Source organism: Micromonospora tarensis (assembly GCF_016803395.1).
In the GTDB taxonomy this organism is placed as follows: Bacteria; Actinomycetota; Actinomycetes; order Mycobacteriales; family Micromonosporaceae; genus Micromonospora; species Micromonospora tarensis.
The window spans coordinates 1-15301 of record NZ_JAEVHL010000161.1; the positions used below are offsets into that span (position 1 = coordinate 1).

At 72.3% G+C, this 15301-nt stretch carries 13 protein-coding genes, 1 tRNA gene and 5 pseudogenes; 10 read left to right on the plus strand and 9 right to left on the minus strand.

Annotation, left to right across the window (positions count from 1 at the left end):
• The 3 genes and pseudogenes from JM949_RS24745 to JM949_RS24755 form a co-directional block, all read right to left on the minus strand.
• Positions 1 to 374, minus strand: a pseudogene (locus JM949_RS24745) (hypothetical protein); the annotation flags it as partial.
• Positions 375 to 523: 149 nt separating this feature from the next.
• Positions 524 to 1258: a YcnI family copper-binding membrane protein gene (locus JM949_RS24750; RefSeq protein WP_203150700.1), complete on the minus strand. Its 735-nt coding sequence runs from the start codon at positions 1256 to 1258 to the stop codon at positions 524 to 526.
• A 17-nt stretch (positions 1259 to 1275) separates the two neighbouring features.
• Positions 1276 to 2943: a copper resistance CopC/CopD family protein gene (locus tag JM949_RS24755; protein WP_203150701.1), complete on the minus strand. Its 1668-nt coding sequence runs from the start codon at positions 2941 to 2943 to the stop codon at positions 1276 to 1278.
• Positions 2944 to 3114: 171 nt separating this feature from the next.
• Between JM949_RS24755 and JM949_RS24760 the strand changes: the two are divergent.
• The 4 genes and pseudogenes from JM949_RS24760 (at position 3115) to JM949_RS24775 (ending at position 6079) form a co-directional block, all read left to right on the plus strand.
• A pseudogene (locus JM949_RS24760) lies at positions 3115 to 3704 on the plus strand (sigma-70 family RNA polymerase sigma factor).
• Positions 3705 to 3736: 32 nt separating this feature from the next.
• A complete protein-coding gene (locus tag JM949_RS24765) occupies positions 3737 to 4261 on the plus strand; it encodes a MauE/DoxX family redox-associated membrane protein (RefSeq protein WP_203150702.1) in 525 nt (174 codons plus the stop codon).
• Entirely contained in the window at positions 4254 to 4970 is a 717-nt protein-coding gene (locus JM949_RS24770; protein WP_203150703.1) for a DsbA family protein, read from the plus strand. Before JM949_RS24765 ends, JM949_RS24770 begins: the two co-directional genes overlap by 8 nt.
• Positions 4967 to 6079, plus strand: a complete 1113-nt coding sequence (locus JM949_RS24775; protein ID WP_203150704.1) for a hypothetical protein — start codon at positions 4967 to 4969, stop codon at positions 6077 to 6079. Before JM949_RS24770 ends, JM949_RS24775 begins: the two co-directional genes overlap by 4 nt.
• Here the strand turns inward: JM949_RS24775 and JM949_RS24780 are convergent.
• The 4 genes and pseudogenes from JM949_RS24780 to JM949_RS24795 all read right to left on the minus strand — a co-directional run bounded on the left by JM949_RS24780 (position 6063) and on the right by JM949_RS24795 (position 8727).
• A pseudogene (locus JM949_RS24780) lies at positions 6063 to 6820 on the minus strand (energy-coupling factor ABC transporter ATP-binding protein). The gene JM949_RS24775 and the pseudogene JM949_RS24780 sit on opposite strands and share 17 nt — an antisense overlap.
• A complete protein-coding gene (gene cbiQ, locus JM949_RS24785) occupies positions 6817 to 7587 on the minus strand; it encodes a cobalt ECF transporter T component CbiQ (protein ID WP_203150705.1) in 771 nt (256 codons plus the stop codon). The pseudogene JM949_RS24780 and the gene cbiQ overlap by 4 nt, the downstream one beginning before the upstream one ends.
• A 17-nt stretch (positions 7588 to 7604) precedes the next feature.
• Positions 7605 to 8014, minus strand: a pseudogene (locus JM949_RS24790) (PDGLE domain-containing protein).
• Positions 8011 to 8727, minus strand: coding sequence for an energy-coupling factor ABC transporter permease (locus tag JM949_RS24795; protein ID WP_203150706.1), 717 nt, complete (start codon positions 8725 to 8727; stop codon positions 8011 to 8013). Before JM949_RS24795 ends, JM949_RS24790 begins: the two are co-directional and overlap by 4 nt.
• 177 nt (positions 8728 to 8904) lie before the next feature.
• On the opposite strand from JM949_RS24795, the gene bcp reads away from it, so the two are divergent.
• The 3 genes from bcp (at position 8905) to JM949_RS24810 (ending at position 10192) form a co-directional block, all read left to right on the plus strand.
• A complete protein-coding gene (gene bcp, locus JM949_RS24800; RefSeq protein WP_203150707.1) occupies positions 8905 to 9381 on the plus strand; it encodes a thioredoxin-dependent thiol peroxidase in 477 nt (158 codons plus the stop codon).
• Between the two features lie 109 nt (positions 9382 to 9490).
• Positions 9491 to 9573: transfer RNA gene (locus tag JM949_RS24805), tRNA-Leu, on the plus strand.
• A 91-nt stretch (positions 9574 to 9664) separates the two neighbouring features.
• On the plus strand, positions 9665 to 10192 hold the full coding sequence (locus JM949_RS24810; RefSeq protein WP_407664817.1) for a GNAT family N-acetyltransferase: 528 nt from the start codon (positions 9665 to 9667) through the stop codon (positions 10190 to 10192).
• A gap of 249 nt (positions 10193 to 10441) precedes the next feature.
• Here the strand turns inward: JM949_RS24810 and JM949_RS37680 are convergent.
• Positions 10442 to 10789 (minus strand): annotated as a pseudogene (locus tag JM949_RS37680) (expansin EXLX1 family cellulose-binding protein); the annotation flags it as partial.
• A 165-nt stretch (positions 10790 to 10954) separates the two neighbouring features.
• On the opposite strand from JM949_RS37680, the gene JM949_RS37685 reads away from it, so the two are divergent.
• A complete protein-coding gene (locus JM949_RS37685; protein WP_238433821.1) occupies positions 10955 to 11140 on the plus strand; it encodes a hypothetical protein in 186 nt (61 codons plus the stop codon).
• A gap of 177 nt (positions 11141 to 11317) precedes the next feature.
• On the opposite strand, the gene JM949_RS24820 is transcribed toward JM949_RS37685, so the two are convergent.
• A complete protein-coding gene (locus tag JM949_RS24820) occupies positions 11318 to 12136 on the minus strand; it encodes an MOSC domain-containing protein (protein ID WP_203150709.1) in 819 nt (272 codons plus the stop codon).
• A gap of 227 nt (positions 12137 to 12363) precedes the next feature.
• Between JM949_RS24820 and JM949_RS24825 the strand changes: the two genes are divergently transcribed.
• Both JM949_RS24825 and JM949_RS24830 read left to right on the plus strand, forming a co-directional pair.
• A complete protein-coding gene (locus JM949_RS24825; protein ID WP_203150710.1) occupies positions 12364 to 13428 on the plus strand; it encodes an LCP family protein in 1065 nt (354 codons plus the stop codon).
• A gap of 219 nt (positions 13429 to 13647) precedes the next feature.
• On the plus strand, positions 13648 to 15078 hold the full coding sequence (locus JM949_RS24830; RefSeq protein WP_203150711.1) for a sugar transferase: 1431 nt from the start codon (positions 13648 to 13650) through the stop codon (positions 15076 to 15078).
• The last annotated feature ends 223 nt before the right edge of the window (positions 15079 to 15301 follow it).

A 15301-nucleotide genomic window follows, 5' to 3' on the forward strand; every position in this document is an offset into this window, starting at 1 on the left:
GGCTCCAGCCGGACCGGCAGCGGACCCCGGGCCAGCGCCACCCGGCGGACCGCGGCGTGCGGCACCGGCTCCAGCCAGCGGCGCACCTCGACGGCGGGCGCCAGCCCGACGAAGGCCGGGCCATCCGTGGTTCGGGCGTCCAGTCGCAGTCGGGTCTGCCCGGTACGCGCGAACGGCGCCTCCTGCCGCAGCAACCTGTCGAGGTCGCCGACCACGACCGCGTGACCGGGCGTGCGGACCGTCTCGAAGCGGCCGGCGAAGGCCCCGCCTGGATCGGCGTGTCGGGTCACCAGCCACAGCGCGCCACCGGCGAACAGCGCCGGAATCCCCACGACCAACAGCAGCACCCCGGCGATCACCCGCGCGAAACGCATCCGCACCGTCCCCCTTTCGTAGCCGAACACTCGGCCGACCTTACCGACGTACACCGTCTGATCAGGGGATATCCACGGCACGGGGGCATTCGACAACGGAAAGCACGCTGCCCGCCGGGTGCTCCGGCGGGCCAGCGGGTAGGACGGGGTCAGGACGTGGCGGTCGGCTCCCGGCGGGTCCGCGCGAACGCCAGCCCGCCCAGCGTCAGGCCGGCCAGACCGGCGACGAGACCGGCCACACCCAGGCCGACCGCGAGCCCGTTGCCCTCGTCGTCATCGTCGTCGTCGGGGGCCGCGACGGCGGCGGAGGCGGTCGGCGCGGCCGAACCGGCCGGGGCCTCGGCGGCCAGGGTGAGCACCGGGGCCGGGTGCTCCGGCTCCTCGGCGCCCGGCGCCGGCTCGTCGATCCAGCGCGAGATGTTGCCGTCCGAGTAGGTCTGCAGGGTCTTGAAGACCATCGACCCGACAGTGGGCAGCGGCCCCATCGAAACGGGGAACTCCTGGAACTGGCCCGGCTTCACCCCGGCGTCACCGGAGGCGGTCCAGGTCAGCTTGGACACCGCCTCGGTGATCGGGCTGCCGTGCACCTCGATCGGCGGGTCCACCTTGCGCTTCTCCACGGCCACCGTCCAGCCGGGGATGGGCATCGTCGAGACCGAGCCGACCGGGGCGTTCTCCGGAAGCACCACCTCGAGCTTGACCGTCGACGCGCTGTCGCTCTCGTTGGGCACCCGGAACGCCACCCGGGCGTAACCGCCCTGGGTCGCCTCCTTCGGGTTCACCGTGACGTGGGCGGACGCCGGCCCGGCGAAGCCGAGCACAGCGGTGGCGGCGGTGAACGCCAGGGCGGCAGCGGCGGTTGCGGTACGCCGGAATCGGGTCATGGGTGTCGCGGGCCTCTCTAACGGATGGGCACGGTGGCGGTCACCGTGGCCTGGTCGATGTCGGTCGTACGGGCGGTGATCTTCAATTGCCAGTCACCGGCCGCCGGCAGACTGACGTCGCCGTACGCGTGGCTGTCGGTCAGCGGCAGCAGCGGGACCTCGATCGCCTCGATCCCGGCCGAGGGCAGCGCGGCGGTCGCCTTCCACTCCTTCACCGGCAGCGGCAGATTGTCCTTGCTGTAGGCGTAGAGGTGCACCGAGTTGTTGCCCCGCTCGGCCGGGCTCAGCTCGATCTGCATGGTGAAGAGCGAGTTGGACAGGGTGGTGGAGAACTGGCCGGCCTCGACGCCGCCGGACGGCTCGGCCACCGCGGTCCGCGCGGGCGTGGTCTGCACCAGCGTGGCGGACAGCCCCAGCACCACCACGGTGACCGCCAGCTCCACCCAGACCGCCCGGCGTACCGGCGCCGGGCGCTGCTCGGCGACCCGGCTGCGCACCAACTGCCGGGAGTACGCGGCCACGGCGATGACCAGCGCGAACAGCCCGATCTTGGCGAGCAGCAGCCGCCCGTACGTGGTGTTGAACAGCGCCTGCGGGGTGGCCACCTCGATCAGGGCCTGGACGGTGCCGGCCAGCAGCAACGCCGAGACGGCGAGCGCCGCCCAGCGGGACCAGATCGGCAGGATCGCGCCCAGCTCCCGCTCGTCGGCCTGCCGCAGCAGGAAGACGGCGAGCATGAGCAGGCCGCCCAACCAGACCGCCATGCTGCCCAGGTGGACCGCGTCGACCACCACGGAGACCGCCGGCGCCGGGGAGGCCGCCGGGTGCCCGGCCAACGGCCAGGTCAGCAGCGCCGCCGCGCCGAGCACGGCCAGGATGATCGCGTCGGCCCGGCCGGCCGGGCGGGCCAGCAGCGGCCGGAGCAGGAAGACGGAGGCCGCCAGCAGACCGAGTCGGACCAGGTGGGCGGCGCCGAAGGCGCTGCCGAACACCGTGCCGAACCCCTCGCCGGTGACGTCGAAGAGACCACCGCCGGCCGTGTAGGGCACCTGCAACCACAGGTCGGCGAGGGTGGCGAGAGCCACCAGGCCCAGGCCGGTCCAGGCCAGTCGGGTCGGCCCCCGCCGGGAGAGCCGTCGTGGCCAGAGCGCGGCGAGCACCAGCGCCGGCCCGACCAGCAGCACCAGGCCGGCGTAGCCGAGGAAGCGGGCCACCTTCACCGCGTTGCTCACCACCGGGTTGGCGCGGCTGTCCGAGCCGGAGTCGACGGGGGGCGTCGAGGGTGCCCCGACCGAGTAGGTGAAGGCCCCGGAGACCGGGTGGCTGTCGGCGGAGATCACCCGGAAACTGACCAGGTAGGTGCCGCGCGCACCGCCCGGGTCCACCGGGATGCGGACCACCTTGCCGTCGAACGACGGCTCGCCCCGGTCGGCGCGGGAGCCGTCCGGGGCGATGATCCTGACCTTGTCGGGGACCTTCCGGACCGACTCGCTGAACGTCAGAACCACCTCGGACGGCCCGCTCGGCACGATCGACGAGGCGGCCGGGCTGGTGCTCTCCAGCACCGCGTGGGCGCTGGCCGGGGTGGCAGGCGCGATCAGCAGGGCGACGACGGTGACCAGCAGGCCGGCGGCGGCGGCCAGCCGGGCGGCCCAGCGGCGGGGGGCGACAGTCATGCCGGCCATGGTTGCCGATCGGTGTCCCTTTCGGCGACCCGAGGCGGCCGGTCGCGTCCGTGGTCGCGCGTCATGAAGCGTTAGTCGGCCCGTGGTGGGAAAAAGTTCCCGACGTGGCGCAGACCATCCAGCGGCCAAGGACCCTGACGCTTCACCGGCCGCCGCGTAACCTGGTTTGTCGTGATCCCTGTCCCGCGTGACACCGCTGCCGCCGGTCTGGCCGAGCCGGCCGGCGACGTCGCCCGGGACCCGGCAACCGAGTGGGCGCTCACCGCCCGCGACGGTGACCCCACCGCCCAGGCGGCGTTCGTCCGGCTGACCCAGGCCGAGGTCTGGCGGTTCGCCGCCGCCCTGGTCGACCAGGACAGCGCCGACGACCTGACCCAGGAGACCTACCTGCGGGCGTTTCGGGCGCTGCCCGCGTTCGAGGGTCGCTCCAGCGCCCGCACCTGGCTGCTCGGCATCGCCCGGCGGACCTGCGCCGACCACCTGCGCACTGTCGTTCGACGGCGGCGGCTCGACGAGCGGCTGGCGGCGAACGCGTACACCGACCGCCCGCACCCGGACCCGGCCGGCCAGCTCGGGGCGCACGACCTGGTTCGTCGGCTCAGCGCCGAGCGCCGCGCGGCGTTCGTGCTCACCCAGCTGCTCGGGCTGTCGTACGCCGAGGCGCCGCCGTCGAGGGGGTGCCGGTGGGCACCATCCGGTCCCGGGTCGCCCGGGCCCGTGACGAGTTGGTCGAGGCGGTCGGCGACGCCCTGACCGGCTGACCCCGGAACTTCCGGCGCGGACGGAACGACAAATGAGCGTGACTGCACCTCGCACCCGGGGCCGCCGGTGGCCCGTCGTCCGCCCCTGGCTCGGCATCGCGGCCCGACTGGGCCTCGCCGCCGTCTGGCTGGTCGCCGGCGCGTCGAAGGTCGGCGACCTGGCCGCGTCCGGGCGGGCCGTCAACGCGTACCAGGTGCTGCCGTACGACGTGGCGACCGTGCTCGGCGCGGCGCTGCCCTTCGTCGAGCTGGCGTTGGGCGTGCTGCTGCTGTTGGGGCTGGCCACCCGGCTGATCGCCGGGGTGTCCGCCGCGCTGCTGGTGGTCTTCATCGTGGGGATCGCCTCGGCCTGGACGCGTGGGCTGGCCATCGACTGCGGCTGTTTCGGCAGCGGCGGACAGCTGGCCGAGGGGCAGGCACCCAGTTACCTCCCGGAGATCCTCCGGGACCTGGGATTCTTGGTATTGGCCGGATTTCTGCTGATCTGGCCGCGTACGCCGGTATCGGTGGACGGGTGGTTGTCCGGCGAACCCGTGGTGGAGGACGAGGATGAGTAGTCGCAAGGGGCAGCGGGACGCCGCCCGGGTGGTCCGCGAGCAACTTGCCCGCGAGCGGCGGCGCCGCCGCACGATCTGGGTCTCCGCCGCCGCGGTCGTCGTCCTGGTCATCGCCGGGGTGGTCGGCTGGGCCGTCTGGTCCGGCCAGCGTTCGGACACCTTCACCACCCCGCCCGGCGCGAACGCCGACGGCACCGGCATCGTCACCGGTGGCGGGCCGGTCACCGTCGACGTCTACGAGGACTTCCTCTGCCCGGCCTGCAACCAGTTCGAGCAGGCCAGCGGGTCGACGCTGGAGCAGTTGGCGGCAGAGAACAAGGCCCGGGTGGTCTACCACCCGGTGGCGTACCTCAACCGCTTCTCCACCACCGAATACTCCAGCCGGTCGTCGGCGGCTTCCGGGTGCGCGGCGGCCGGCGGGAAGTTCCGGGAGTACGCCTCGGCGCTCTTCGCCAAGCAGCCGCCGGAGGGCAGTGCCGGGCTCAGCAACGACGAGCTGATCGACATCGGCGCCGGGGTGGGGCTCGACCGGGCCTCGTTCGCCGGCTGCGTCAAGGACGGCACGTACCAGACGTGGACCGAGCACGTCACCGACGAGGCCGGCCAGAGCGACGTCACCGGCACGCCGACCATCCTGGTGAACGGCCAGCCCCTCGCTGACCGCAGCCCGCAGGGCCTCACCGCGGCCGTGGCGGCGGCCGGCAAGTGATCCGTACCCTGCTGGCCCGCGTCGGCCTGGTCGCCGCCGCCGGCTGCGCGGCGACGCTGATCAGCGCGGCCCCCGCCGCCGCGCACGGCGCGGACGCCCCGGACGCCACCGACTACCGGACCCGCACCGCCGGGGTCGCGCCGGCCCGGCCAGGGCTGGAGGTACGCGTCGTCGAGGCGGGCGCCCGACTGGAGCTGACCAACCGCACCGGCCGCGCCATCGAGGTGATCGGTTACTCGGGTGAGCCGTACCTGCGGGTCGGCCCGGACGGGGTCTTCGAGAACAGCCGCTCCCCCGCCGCCTACCTGAACCGCACCATCGCCGGGGACACCGCGCTGCCGGCCGAGGCCGATCCGGCCGCCCCGCCGTCCTGGCGGCGGGTCGCCGACGGGACCACAGTGCGCTGGCACGACCAGCGCGCGTTGTGGCAGGAGCCGGCGCCACCGGCGGCGGTACGCGCCGCGCCGGAGCGCGAGCACCGGGTCCGGGACTGGACCGTCCCGTTGCGCGACGGCACCGACCCGGTGGCGATCGTCGGCACGTTGGACTGGGTGCCGCCGCCGGACGGGTACACCTGGTGGGCGGTGAGCATCGTCGGGCTGCTCGCGGTGGGCGCACTCGGTCTGGTCGCCGCCGCCTCCCCCGCCGGCGCCCGAGCGCTGTCCGCGCTCGGCGCGTTGCTCGTGGTCGGCGGCGCGGTCGCGGTCGGCTATCCGGTGGGACGGGAGGTCGACGCGGGCGCCCAGGGGGTCGGCGGGGTGCTGGCCGGGCTGCTGTCCGGGCAGATCTGGCCGCTGCTCACCGGCCTCGGCGCGATCGCCGCCGGTTGGTACGCGCTGAGCCGCCGCCCGGCAGCCGACTTCGCGGTGGCGCTGGCCGGGGCCTGTCTGGCGCTCTTCGGCGGCGTGGCCAACGCGGCCGTGTTCGCCCGGTCCATCGCCCCGGTGCCCTGGTCGCCCGGGGTCGCCCGGGTCATGGTGGCGTTGGTCCTGATCACCGGCATCGGCGCGACGGCCGCCGGCATCCTCCGCCTGCACGCGGCCTCCCGGGCCGCCGCGACGGCCCCCCGGGTCGACGCCGCGCGGCGCGGGTCTACGGCTGCGGGGTGAAGCCGTACGGAAGCTCCAGTCGGTGGCGGGCCAGCAGGGCCGCGTCCCGAAGCAGGGTGCCGGTGGGGGCGTCGGCGACGATCCGGCCGCCGTCGAGGATCACCGAGCGCTCGCACAGCTCCGCCGCGTACGGCAGGTCGTGCGTGACCATCAGCAGGGTCACCGGCAGGTCGCGCAGGATCTCGGCCAGCTCGCGACGGGCCGCCGGGTCCAGGTTCGAGGACGGCTCGTCGAGCACCAGGATCTCCGGGTGCATGGCCAGCACGGTGGCCACCGCCACCCGGCGGCGCTGCCCGAACGAGAGATGCTGCGGGGCCCGGTCCCGGTGCTCGCTCATCCCGACCGCGGCGAGCGCCTCGTCCACCCGGGCGGCCAACTCCGGCCCGCGCAGACCGAGGTTCGCCGGCCCGAATGCCACGTCCTCGGCCACCGTGGGCAGGAACAACTGGTCGTCCGGGTCCTGAAAGACGATGCCCACCCGGCGGCGCACCTCGGCCAGGGTGGCCCGGTCCGGGGTGACCGTCAGGCCGCCGACGGTCACGCTGCCCTCGGTCGCGGCGAGGATGCCGTTGAGGTGCAGCACCAGCGTGGTCTTGCCGGCCCCGTTGGGCCCGAGCAGCGCCACCCGGTCACCGCGCGGCACGCGCAGATCCACCCCGTGCAGGCGACGTGCCCGTCGGGGTACGCGTACCGGACGCCCCGGACGTCAAGCGATTCGGCGGTCTGCACGAGACCGATCATGACAGCACGACCGAGGTCACGGCGATGGTGGCCGCCAACACCGGCACTGTCGCCGCGACCAGCCACTGACCGGCACTCGCCGCGCCCTCGCCCTGCCACCCGGCGGGCATCCGCCCGGTGTACCCCCGGGACAGCATCGCCAGGTAGACCCGCTCGCCGCGCTCGAAGGCGCGCAGGAACAGCGCGCCGATCCCGGCGGCGAAGCCGCGGAGCTGCCACAGGAACCGGGGGTCGTCGCCCCGGGAGATCCGGGCCACCCGCATCCGCCGCGCCTCGCCGACCAGCACGTCGAGGTAGCGCAGCATGAACGTGGCGATCTGGGTGAGCACCTGCGGGCAGTGCAGCCGGTCCAGCCCCACGATCAGGTCGCGGGTGGTGGTGGTCGCGGCGAGCAGCAGCGAGGCGAGCACGCCCAGGGTGCCCTTGGCCAGGATGTTCCAGGCGCCGTGCAGCCCGTCCTCGGACAGCCGCAGGCCCAGCACCTCGACCCGGTCACCGCTGCCGAGGAACGGCAGGGCGACGGCGAACACCACGAACGGCACCTCGATCAGCGCCCGGCTGAGCAGCCAGCGCGGGCCCACCCGGGCCAGCGCGGCCACCGCCGCCACCAGCAGGGCGTACCCGCCGAAGGCCCAGAACGCCGTACGCGGCGTGGCCACCACGGCGATGGTGAAGACCACCATCGCCGCGATCTTGACCTCGGGTGGGAGCCGGTGCACCGGCGAGTCCGACTCGCGGTACAGCACATGCCCGTGACCGGCGCCCATTCCCGCGTACCCCCTGCTCAGTTCGTCGCTTCGGCGCGGGCCGCCGCCGCGTCGCGCGTGCTGGGCGTGGTCGGCTCACCGCCGGTCGGCGTGCCGCCCCGGCGGCGCAGCAGCCAGAAGCCGCCGGCGCCGATCGCGAAGGTGACAAGCACGCCGAGCACCCCGGACAGGCCGGTGGAGACGAAGCTGTTCCCGATGCCGCGCACCCCGTAGTCGGCCAGCGGGCTGTCCCCCAGTTCGTGCTCCTTCGCCTGCTGAGCCGGGCAGCTGCCGCCGACGATGTTGTCGTCGCGTCGACGGTGCAGCCCTTGAGCAGCGAGGAGTCCAACCCGTCCGGGTGCGACGAGGCGTAGTTGCTCACCACCCCGGCGAGCAGCAGGGCGACCAGCAGGCCGCCGGCCAGGAAGGCCCAGGAACGGTTCTTCATCGGACACCTCCGGCGACCGGGACAGCGGGGGCGATGGGCGTGCGCAGGGAGCGCAGCGCGTACACCAGGTCGGGGCGCACCTTCGCGACGGTCAGCACGGTGGTCGCGGTGATCAGGCCCTCACCGATGCCGATCAGCAGGTGGACGCCGGCCATCGTGCCGGCCAGTCCGGCCAGGTTGCCGCCCAGGTCGGTGGTGCCGCCGAGCCAGTACTGCAGGACGAAGCCCTGCGACGCGACCACCACGCTGAGCATCGCGGCGACGAAGGCGGTCACCGCCAGGCCGGCGGGGGTACGCGGCAGCACCCGCAGCAGCAGCGCGATCAACAGGTACGCCGCGGCGGTGCCGAGCAGCGCCATGTTGGTGATGTTCAGGCCGAGCATCGCCACGCCGCCGTCACCGAAGATCAGTGCCTGCACGACCAGCACCACGGCCACGCAGAGCGCGCCGACCCACGGGCCGACCAGCATGGCGGCCAGCGCGCCACCGAGCAGGTGACCACTGACCCCGGCCGTGAAGATCGGGAAGTTGAGCATCTGGACGGCGAAGATGAACGCCGCCACCAGACCGGCCATCGGGGCCAGCCGGTCGTCCAGGTCCCGCCGGCCGCGCAGCACGCAGCCGGTCAGCGCGACGAGCGCGAGCGCGGCGAAGATCGCCGCGACGGGACCGTCGATGATCCCGTTCGAGATGTGCATCGCCAGTGTTTCCACGCGACCTCCCACGCGTCAGCGGACCCCGACCGGGCCGGCGTGGCTCAGCCTATTTCCCAAGCCACGTTGTTGCCATACTCTGGCAACAACGCGAGGTGATGATCACCTTTAGCGAAGCTGACAGGTAGGCCGCAGCGGCGGCGACAGCACCGGCCGGCGCGGCGGTATGGTCGGGCCATGACCGCGCCCGACCGACTCTCCCCCGGTGATCCCGCCCCCGAGTTCACCCTCGCCACCGACACCGGCGACCAGCTCTCCCTCGCCGACCTACGCGGCCGCAAGGTGGTCCTGTACGCCTACCCGGCCGCGATGACCCCGGGCTGCACCAAGCAGGCCTGCGACTTCCGCGACTCGCTCGCCGCACTCCAGGCCGCCGGCTACGAGGTCGTCGGCATCTCGCCGGACAAGCCGGAGAAGCTGGCGAAGTTTCGCGAGCGCGACGCCATCACCTTCCCGCTGGTGTCGGACCAGGACCGGGCGGTGCTGACCGCCTACGGCGCGTACGGCGAGAAGCAGCTGTACGGCAAGACCGTCACCGGCGTGATCCGCTCGACGTTCGTGATCGATGCCGACGGCAAGATCGAACGGGCGCTCTACAACGTCAAGGCCACCGGGCACGTCGCGAAGCTCCGCCGCGACCTCGGCCTGGACTGAACCCGTCACACCGAGCCGCTACGCCACGAGTCACGACACGATCTCGACCACCCTCGAGCAGGCCGGGCTCGACACCGTGGGGGCCAGACGCTCTAGACTCAGCGGGTCGGCGGGAGTGGCGTAACGGCAGCCGCGCAGGTCTTAGGAACCTGTATCCGGAAGGATGTGGGGGTTCGAATCCCCTCTCCCGCACTGTTCAGCCGGCAGCTCGCCCGACTCGGTCACTGTCGGTCGGATCACACGCGCCGGCCGTCCCACGGTCCAAACGGTCAGGATGGCGGGCGTGAGTCTGCGCTTCGTCCTCGACCCCGACCTGACCCCGCGGCTGTGCGCCGAGATCGTCGACCTCTGGGTGGACGCCAGCAACGCCGGTGGCGCGGTCGGCTTCGTCCCGCCGGTCAGCGCCGACGACGTCCGCGTGATCGCCGACCCGACGTTCGCCGACATCGCCGACGGACCGGACCGGCTGCTGGTCGGCTACTCCGGTGACCGGCTGGTCGCCGTGTTGATCTTCAGCGACAACCGGTTCCCGCTCAAGGCGCACTGGTGCGTGCTGAAGCGGGTGATGGTCCACCCGGACACCCAGGGCAGCGGCTACGGCTCGGCGATGATGACCGAGGCCGCCCGGCTGGGCAGGGCGTTCGGCCACGAGGCGCTGCACGTCACGGTGCGCGGCGGGCTGGGGTTGGAGAAGTTCTACACCCGCCTCGGATACCGGGAGGTCGGCCGGTTGCCGGGCGCGCTGCGGGTGGCCCCCGGCGACGACCGGGACGAGGTTCTGATGTGGCTCGACCTGGGTCCGACCGACTGAGCGGTCAGCCCGCGCACCAGCGGGCGTTCGCCGCTGCCGGACTGCTGCTCGGCGCGCCGGTGGCGGACCCGCTCGCCCTCGCCACCGACACCGGACGGCGGGTCGGTCGGCGCGGCGGCGGGGGCCTTGCCGGACGGCCGGGGCGACGGCGGACGGGCGCGGTGTGGCCGCCCCGGCCCCGCGCCCGTACATCCGAACCGTGCTGTTCTGCACCTGCCCGGGCGCCATCCGGATGCCGCCGACGGCGACCCGGTTTCCGTACACGTCGGTGACCCGGACGCTGAACGGCCCCGACCCGGCCCCCGAGGCGATCAGCCAGTAGTTGTAGTCCTGCCGGGCGGCGGACTGCCACGGATCGCTGTCGCTCTGCCGTACCTCGACGGACCGCAACGGGTTGCCGTGGTTGCCGATCCGCACGGCGAACCACCACTGCGACGCGCCCTCCTTGATCCGGAAGGTGAGTGGCCCGGGCAGTGGCGGGTTGACCACCGCCCGGTAGGTGACCGGGACAAGGCCCTGGACCGGGTCGGCGATCCGGGCGAACGCCTCGCGGGACAGATCGAGGTGCCCGGGTTCGCACTCCGGGCACTGATCCATGATGAGCACTCGGACGGTGCCCTTCGGGCCGGTGACGTCGAGGAACCCGCCGCAGGCGCGCCGGCGGAGTATTCGGTCGGGCCGAGCGCGACGTAGAGCCGGTTGGCCGGGGCGGCGGGATTCGAGCAGTTGCCGCCGGCGCCGTTCGAGTCGTAGAACGTCGCCTTGCCGCTGTGCGAGGCGGTGCCGGTGGGCGGCGCGGCCAGCGATCGACCGGCGGCGCAGGCCGGCGTGGAGCCGGAACGCACTGTCAGCGTCAGACCGAGCGCCGCCGCGAGGACGGTGACGCCGGTGGCGACCAGCCAGGGCATCGGACCGGACGACGGCGCGGGCCGGTCCTCGGGAACCTGATCCAGGTCGATGCTGATGTCGACAGCGCTACCGTCCGCCACGACGGCGATGCTGCCGGACCCGGGCGGGTGCCGACAAGCCGGCTAAGCCAAAGCTAAGACAGCATCGACGGACGGTGATCGGCGGATGTCGGTCGCGGGGCGGCGACGACGCCTGTCGCGGGGCGCCGGCGCCCGGTCAGGGCGCGACGACGATCGGCGCGCCCACGGTCAGGGGTCCGCTGTCGAGCGGCACCAGGTTCAGTCCGAAGAGGAGCTTCTGCTTGATGTTGCGGTGTCGCCCGAGCGTGCGCAGCGGCTCCTTCGTGCGTACCCCGGTCTCCTGGTCGGTCGTGGTCACCACGCATCGGTCGCACGGCCCGGCGGCGCGGAACCACCGCTCACCGACGCGCAGCGACCGGCCGGCCCAGTCGTCCTCGGCCCAGGCCGGCGCGCCGTCGACCACCAGGTTGGGCCGGAACCGGGTCATCGGCACCGGTTCCTCCCCCACCTCGGCCAGCCAGTCGTTGAGCGCGTCGAGCGAGGCGGCGTTGGCCAGCAGAAGCGGGTAGGCGTCGGCGAAGCTGACCTGGTCGCCGGGGTCGTGCTCGCGGCTACCGACGGCCAGGTGGCGGGTCGGCTCGGCCAACCAGACCAGTCGGACCGGTCGGCCGAGCAGCGCGCCGAGCCAGTCGTCGGCCGCCCGGCCGGCCAGCCGGGCGGGAACCGGGAACGTGCGACTGCGGAAGGTGCGTACCCCGATCGGCGTGCCGTCGGCCGGCTCCGCGACGTCGAGGTCGGGCTGCCCGTCGGCGCGCAGCGTCAGACCACCGGGTCGCACCGCGGCGCGCAGGTCGACCAGCCGGGTGGTGTCCCGTTGGGTGACGCCGACGCCGTCGGCATCCACGACCATCCAGCGCCGATCGCCGGCCAGGCCCCACGGCCGCACGAACGCGTCGTCGTGGTCGAGCCGGTGACAACCCTTGACCGGGTACGTGTGAATCGAGGTCAGCCGCACCCGGCTACCATGCCACGCCGATTCCGTCGCCCGGGTACCAGTGCTGGGCGGGCCCGGGCCGTGGTGCTGCTCGCGGCGGGTGACCAGCCAGCGCGCCGAGTGTCCACCGCTGATTCATCTCGGGTTCGGGCAATCGTTTGGTAGGAACGTTTTTTGGCCAAGGATGTGCGACCAAGTGGGCCGGACGGGGGTGCATGGCGGTAACGCGGAATCAGTAGCATCGCGGCATGCAGTATCGCCAGGAGCACGAGGAACCCCGCACCCAGTTCGTTGACGCGCAGTCACTACCCGAGCCGACTGAGGCACCCCGATCGCGACGCCGCCGCCCGCGGTGGCAAAAGGTCGTTCTGATCACCTTTCTGGTACTGGCGTTGCTCGGCGGTGGTGGTCTCGTCGCGGGCGGGCTTTACTTCCGCTCGATCAATTCCGGCATCGAGCGGGTGGACGCGTTCGCGGACGTGCCCGAGGAGAGCCGTCCCCAGCCGGCCGCCAAGGGCGCGCTGAACATGCTGATCCTGGGCAGCGACTCCCGTGATCCGGAGGGCACGACCGGCTCGCGAACCGACAGCATCATCCTGGCGCACATTCCGAAGGACCGATCGAGCGCTCAGCTCGTCTCCATCCCCCGGGACACCTGGGTGCCGGTGCCGCGTTCCAAGAACGGCGACAACGGCGGCCGGGATGCCAAGATCAACGCGGCCTACGCCTGGGGTGGGGTGCCACTCATGGTGCAGACCGTGGAGAAGTTCACCGACGTTCGTGTCGATCACGTCATGATCATTGATTTTGCCGGATTCGTGGAAATCATCGACGCGCTGGGCGGCGTCGACATCGACTCGGAGAAGTCATTCACCTCGATTCACCCGCCGTTCCGTGCCTTCAAACAGGGCATGCAGCGGATGGATGGCGCGGCGGCGTTGGACTATTCGCGGCAGCGTAAGCAGTTCGCCGACGGCGACTTCGCCCGCATCCGACACCAGCAGCAGGTCATCAAGGCAATCATGGACAAGGCTGCCTCCGGCGGCATCCTCACCAACCCGGCCCGGCTCAACTCGTTCGTCAAGGCTTCGTCCAGCGCGGTGTCGGTGGACGAGAAGATGTCACTGCTGGACATGGCGACCGACCTGCGCAACCTGCGCGGCGGCAACCTCACCTTCCTGACCAGCCCGACAAAGGGCACCGGCCGGGTCGGCAGCGAGAGCGTTGTCTTCGCGAACACCGAGAAGGCAAAGTCGTTCTATGGCGCGGTTCGACGGGACGCGGTGCCGGAGATTCTCGCTGCCGGGAAGTAGGGCGACTAATCGTCCTTCCGGCTCTGGCGGCACGGTAGAGCTCCTCATATCCTGCGATCGCCCAAGGCTCGACACGTATGGCCGAGGGCTGTCACGGGGGAGGAATCGAACATGTCCAGACAGTCGGCGGTAAGCGACTCGAACACACTCGGCGGGGCCGCACAGCAGCCAGTGGCCCCGCGGCAACAGGCACCGAGCGACGCGCCGACCGTCGGCGCGATGCCCCGTGTCGAACGACCTGATCCAGCGACCAGCGCACCCGCGGTTCCCGGCCTCGACACCACCGCGGTGCTGCCCTACGCCAGCTCCCGGGCGTCGACCGGCACCCGATTCCTCCGCGCCTGGATGATGGCGGCTCCCATCGACGTCATCGCGCTGCTGACGCCGCTGCTGTTGACCCAGAACTACTGGCGGGGCATCCTGGCCCACGCCGTGCTCACCGTGGCAATCTTCGCGGCGGGCGGGCTCTACCGGGCCCGCCGCCACGTCAGCATCCTTGACGAACTGCCGATCCTCTGCGGACGACTGCTGGCTTCGGCGGCGGTGGTGGCGATCATCGCGGCCGAACGTCACGCCTCGGTGGAGTACGTGACCAGCTTCATGCGCGGGGTCGCGCTCTCCGCCGTGTTGGTGATCGCCGGTCGGGCACTCAGCCGGAAGTTCACCATCGTCGCGCGTCGGCGACGGTGGGTCGAGCACAACGCCATCATCATCGGCAGCGGTCCGATCGGGGTCGAGCTGGCCCGGCTGTTGCGCCGCTACCCGCAGTACGGCCTGCGCTTCGTCGGCTGCGTCGACGCCCCGTCCCGGCAGGACTCCGGGGCGGTCCCGCTGCTCGGCACCCTCGACAACGCCGAACAGTTGGTCCGGCTGCTGAACTGCGACGTGCTGGTGATCGCCGACCCGGACTGCACGGAGTCCACACTGATCGCCACCCTGATCCAGCCGAACACCTCGCGCTGTGACCTCTGGGTGGTGCCGCGCCTCTGGGGGTCCCGGTCCCAGGCGGGATATCCCGACCACATCGGCGCGATCCCGATCGCCAAGATCGGGGACACCACCCTGTCCGGGCCGCGCTGGGCCATCAAGCGGGCATCCGATGTCTTCGTCGCCAGCGTGGCACTGATCCTGCTGAGCCCGGTGCTGCTGCTCTGCGCGATCGCGACCTTCATCGACGGTGGTCGCGGCATCTTCTTCTACCAGGAGCGGATCGGTCGCTACGGCAAGCCGTTCAAGGTCATCAAGTTCAGGTCGATGCGCCCGGTGGACGAGCGGGAGTCGCAGACGAACTGGTCCATCGCACACGACTCGCGGGTCGGGCCGATCGGCCGGTTCATGCGCCGCACCTCACTGGACGAGCTGCCGCAGCTCTGGAACATCATGCGTGGTGAGATGAGCATCGTCGGGCCACGGCCGGAACGGCCACACTTCGTGGAGAAGTTCTCCGCCGAGTACCCGAACTACGCGATGCGTCACCGGGTGCCCGTCGGGCTGACCGGGCTCGCGCAGGTCAGCGGCCTCCGCGGGGACACGCCGATCTCCGACCGGGCGAGGTTCGACAACTACTACATCGAGAACTGGTCGCTCTGGCTCGACGTCAAGGTCGTCCTCCGCACCGTGGCGGAGGTTTTCCGGGGCGGCGGTCGCTGACCTCCAGCAGAAACACACGGCTGGTCGGGCGGGAGTGTCACACTCCCGCGACGTCGTTGGCGCGGCGTCGCCGCCGCTCAGAGCCGTGCGGCGGGCGAGTGCGGCACCGCCTGCATCTGGATCGTGTCGTCGTCGGCCGTGCCGGTGCGGGAAGGCGGCGCAGGCTCGGCCGCCGGCGAGGCGGGCGCGCGTGGGGCGGGCACGGGCCGCGCGGGTGGAGCAG

Excerpts from the sequence above, each read along its gene's own strand:
- JM949_RS24750 (WP_203150700.1), bottom strand. The coding sequence starts at position 1,258 with ATGACCCGATTCCGGCGTACCGCAACCGCCGCTGCCGCCCTGGCGTTC.
- JM949_RS24755 (WP_203150701.1), bottom strand. The coding sequence starts at position 2,943 with ATGGCCGGCATGACTGTCGCCCCCCGCCGCTGGGCCGCCCGGCTGGCC.
- JM949_RS24765 (WP_203150702.1), top strand. The coding sequence starts at position 3,737 with ATGAGCGTGACTGCACCTCGCACCCGGGGCCGCCGGTGGCCCGTCGTC.
- JM949_RS24770 (WP_203150703.1), top strand. The coding sequence starts at position 4,254 with ATGAGTAGTCGCAAGGGGCAGCGGGACGCCGCCCGGGTGGTCCGCGAG.
- cbiQ (WP_203150705.1), bottom strand. The coding sequence starts at position 7,587 with ATGGGCGCCGGTCACGGGCATGTGCTGTACCGCGAGTCGGACTCGCCG.
- bcp (WP_203150707.1), top strand. The coding sequence starts at position 8,905 with ATGACCGCGCCCGACCGACTCTCCCCCGGTGATCCCGCCCCCGAGTTC.
- JM949_RS24825 (WP_203150710.1), top strand. The coding sequence starts at position 12,364 with ATGCAGTATCGCCAGGAGCACGAGGAACCCCGCACCCAGTTCGTTGAC.
- JM949_RS24830 (WP_203150711.1), top strand. The coding sequence starts at position 13,648 with ATGCCCCGTGTCGAACGACCTGATCCAGCGACCAGCGCACCCGCGGTT.